Raw genomic sequence first — 3537 nt, forward strand, 5'->3', positions numbered from 1 at the left:
TCCGGATGCGGGTGGACGGAGAGCGTGTGGAAATGGAATCCACAGGCGACGGCCCCGTGGATGCCGTCTATTCCGCGATCAAGAAAATTACAAGGAACGACTCCCCCTTAGTCGGGTACTTTGTCAAGGGGATCACCGGCGGGACCGATGCCCAGGGCGAGGTGACCACGCGTGTCAAGGAGGGAGACCAGATCTTCATCGGGCAGGGGGCCGATACCGACATTATCGCAGCCTCAGCCAAGGCCTATGTGAATGCCTTGAATAAACTGGAACATTGGAGGAGAAACCGCAAGAAGCAATAATTTCATCCGAGGATTTTTTTGCGAAAGGGTTCAAGGGGTCCAGGGGCCAAGGATTCAAGTGGAATAATGAAACGCAAGCAAAATCTTCAGAGAAAAACACTGGAACCCTTGAACCCTGGGACCCTCGAACCCTTTGTTCGAAGCAAGAGAAGAGAACAACTGATGCAACTCAGTCGAACAGATCGCGTGCTGAAATCTGATAATTCTTTTTGGAGACCAACATGGGAATGACTATCACTGAAAAAATCCTGGCCGCGCACGCCGGGGAAAAAAGTGTTTCGCCCGGGGAATTGATCACGGCCAAGGTGGATATCGCTCTGGCCAATGACATCACCGCGCCTATCGCCATCAAGAAGTTCCGGGAGTCCGGGGCCGCCAAGGTCTTCAATAAGGACTTTATCGCCCTGGTGCCGGACCACTTTGCCCCCAACAAGGACATCGAGTCCGCGGAGCAGTGCAGGATGCTCAGGGACTTTGCCAGGGAACATGAGCTGACCTGTTATTTCGAGGTCGGGCGGATGGGCGTGGAGCATGCCCTCCTTCCCGAGCAGGGGATCGTGGTCCCCGGAGACGTGGTCATCGGCGCCGATTCCCACACCTGCACCTACGGCGGCCTCGGCGCATTCTCCACGGGCATGGGCTCCACGGACCTGGCCGCGGCCTTCATCACCGGAGAGACCTGGTTCAAGGTTCCCGAGTCCATGAAGTTCGTCTACAAAGGAATGCTCAGACCGTGGGTCGGGGGCAAGGATCTGATCCTCTATACGATCGGGGATACCGGCGTGGACGGGGCTCTTTACCGGGCCATGGAGTTCACCGGCGAAGTCATCGAATCCCTTCCCATGTCCCACCGGCTGACCATGGCCAACATGGCCATTGAGGCCGGGGCCAAGAACGGGATCATCGCACCGGATCAGATCACTGAGAAATATGTGATCGGCCGAGCCAGGAGAAAGCCCGTTTTTTACCGGAGCGACCCGGATGCGCGCTACTGCGACGTCAGGGAATACGACTGTTCCGCTTTGGAGCCGCAGGTGGCCTTTCCCCATCTGCCTGAGAATGTCCATAGCGTCCGGGAGGCCTCGAATATCACCATTGATCAGGTGGTGATCGGCTCCTGCACCAACGGGAGGCTTTCGGATCTCAGGGAGGCGGCCATGGTCATCCGGGGGAAGAAGGTCGCGCCCTATGTCCGGCTGATCGTGATCCCGGCGACTCAGAAGATCTACCAGGATGCGCTCAAGGAGGGACTGATCGGGATCTTCATCGAAGCCGGTGCGGCGGTGAGCACGCCTACGTGCGGTCCCTGTCTGGGCGGTCACATGGGAGTCCTGGCCAAGGGGGAACGGGCCGTCTCCACCACCAACCGGAACTTCGTGGGCCGGATGGGACACCCGGAGAGCGAGGTTTATCTCGCAAACCCGGCCGTGGCCGCGGCCTCGGCCGTGACCGGCCGGATCACGCATCCGGAAGAGATTGTGTAAAGAACCACTTACCGCAGAGAACGCGGAGAGCGCAGAGTCAAGAGGTTTAAAACAAAGATCTTCCTCTGCATCTGTGACCTCTGCGGTAAAGGGGTGACTATTTAAAACGGAGGACTGAAAATGCCAATCAAAGGACGCGCCTTTAAATTCGGCAAGGATGTGGACACGGACCAGATCATTCCGGCCCGATATTTGAATACGTCGGACCCCGATGAACTAGCCAGGCACTGTATGGAGGATGCGGATCCGGAGTTCATCAAAAAGATGGCCCCCGGCGACCTGATCGTGGCGGACAAGAATTTCGGCTGCGGTTCTTCCCGTGAGCACGCCCCCATCGCCATCAAGGCCGCAGGGGTCTCCGCGGTGATCGCCAAATCCTTTGCCCGGATCTTCTACCGGAACGCCTTCAACATGGGGCTTTTGATCTTCGAATCCGGGGATGCCGTGAACGGCATCTCCCAGGGAGACGAAATCGAGGTGGAGATGGAATCCGGCCGGATCCTGAACCGGACCACAGGCAAGACATACCAGGCCGCGGCCATCCCCCCGTTCATGAGGGAGCTGATCAACGCGGGCGGGCTCATGGCCTTCGTAAAGAAGAAGATCCGGACGGGAATGTAGGTCAGCCTTGAAATGTTCTCTAAGTAGTCCTGTTCGTAAATAGGGCCACTAAGAGCGGGTGTAATTCAGCAGCCCGCCTGCGACAAGGATGGATCTCTGGCGTTCGGTCAGGGCATAGGAGACCGGGATCTCTTTGTTCCGGGTCTTGTTGATGAGCGTGGGCTTCTTTCCCTGTCTGAGAGATTCCCGGATGCCCGGCAGCAGGATCTCATCCCCTAAACCCATCTCCGCATCATCCGTGCCATGGTCAAAGGTCAGCGGAAGGATCCCGAAGTTGATCAGGTTCGCGGTATGGATCCGCTCCAGGGATTTGGCCAGCACGACCTTGACCCCGAGGTACATGGGGCAGAGGGCCGCATGCTCCCGGCTGGAGCCTTGTCCGTAGCTTTCCCCGCCTACGATGATGTTGTGGATACCCGATGCCTTATTCTTGAGGCACCGAGAGGAAAAATCCGGGTCCACCCCTTCGAAGACGAACTCGGCATATTTGGGGACATTGGACCGGTATTTGAGACGAGATCCCGCGGGCATGATGTGGTCGGTGGTGATCTTGTCCCCGACCTTGATCGAGACCATCCCCTGAATCGTTTCGGGCATGGGATCGTTGACCGGCGGCTCTCCGATGTTGGGGCCCCGGACGATCTTGACCGCGCCGGGGTCTTCCCAAGGCTTCAGGATCATGGAGTCATCCACCCAGAAATGATCCGGGAGCCGGACCTCAGGATAGGAGATGCCCAGGTCTCTTGGATCCGTGATCCTGCCGGTCAGGGTGCAGGCTGCGGCTGTCTCGGGACTGGCCAGATAAACCTTCGCGCTTTTGGTCCCGGAGCGCCCCTCAAAATTCCGGTTGTTGGTCCGGATGGAGACGGCATGGGTCTCCGGGGCCTGGCCGTTCCCGATGCAGAAACCGCAGGCCGATTCCAGGACGCGAACCCCGGATGCGATCAGGTCGGTCAGCGCGCCGGACTCAGAAAGCATCCCCAGGACCTGCCGGGACCCCGGCGCCACACCCACGCTCACCTCCGGATGCACCCGCCTCCCCTTGAGCAGCGAGGCCACGATCATGAGATCTCTGTACGAAGAGTTGGTACAGGAACCGATCAGGACCTGATTCACCGAGGTTCCCTGCA

At 58.5% G+C, this 3537-nt stretch carries 3 protein-coding genes and 1 pseudogene; 3 read left to right on the top strand and 1 reads right to left on the bottom strand.

What is annotated here, in order from left to right:
• From AUK29_09805 to leuD, 3 genes and pseudogenes are all read left to right on the top strand, one after another.
• Positions 1-302 (top strand): annotated as a pseudogene (locus AUK29_09805) (2-isopropylmalate synthase).
• A gap of 221 nt (positions 303-523) precedes the next feature.
• Complete coding sequence (locus tag AUK29_09810) at positions 524-1786, top strand: 3-isopropylmalate dehydratase large subunit (protein ID OIP61706.1); 1263 nt, start codon at positions 524-526, stop codon at positions 1784-1786.
• A 120-nt stretch (positions 1787-1906) separates the two neighbouring features.
• A complete protein-coding gene (gene leuD, locus AUK29_09815; GenBank protein ID OIP61707.1) occupies positions 1907-2407 on the top strand; it encodes a 3-isopropylmalate dehydratase small subunit in 501 nt (166 codons plus the stop codon).
• A 48-nt stretch (positions 2408-2455) separates the two neighbouring features.
• On the opposite strand, the gene AUK29_09820 is transcribed toward leuD, so the two are convergent.
• Complete coding sequence (locus tag AUK29_09820; GenBank protein OIP61708.1) at positions 2456-3523, bottom strand: hypothetical protein; 1068 nt, start codon at positions 3521-3523, stop codon at positions 2456-2458.
• Between the last annotated feature and the right edge of the window lie 14 nt (positions 3524-3537).

The organism is Nitrospirae bacterium CG2_30_53_67 (assembly GCA_001873285.1).
Lineage (GTDB): Bacteria > CG2-30-53-67 > CG2-30-53-67 > CG2-30-53-67 > CG2-30-53-67 > CG2-30-53-67.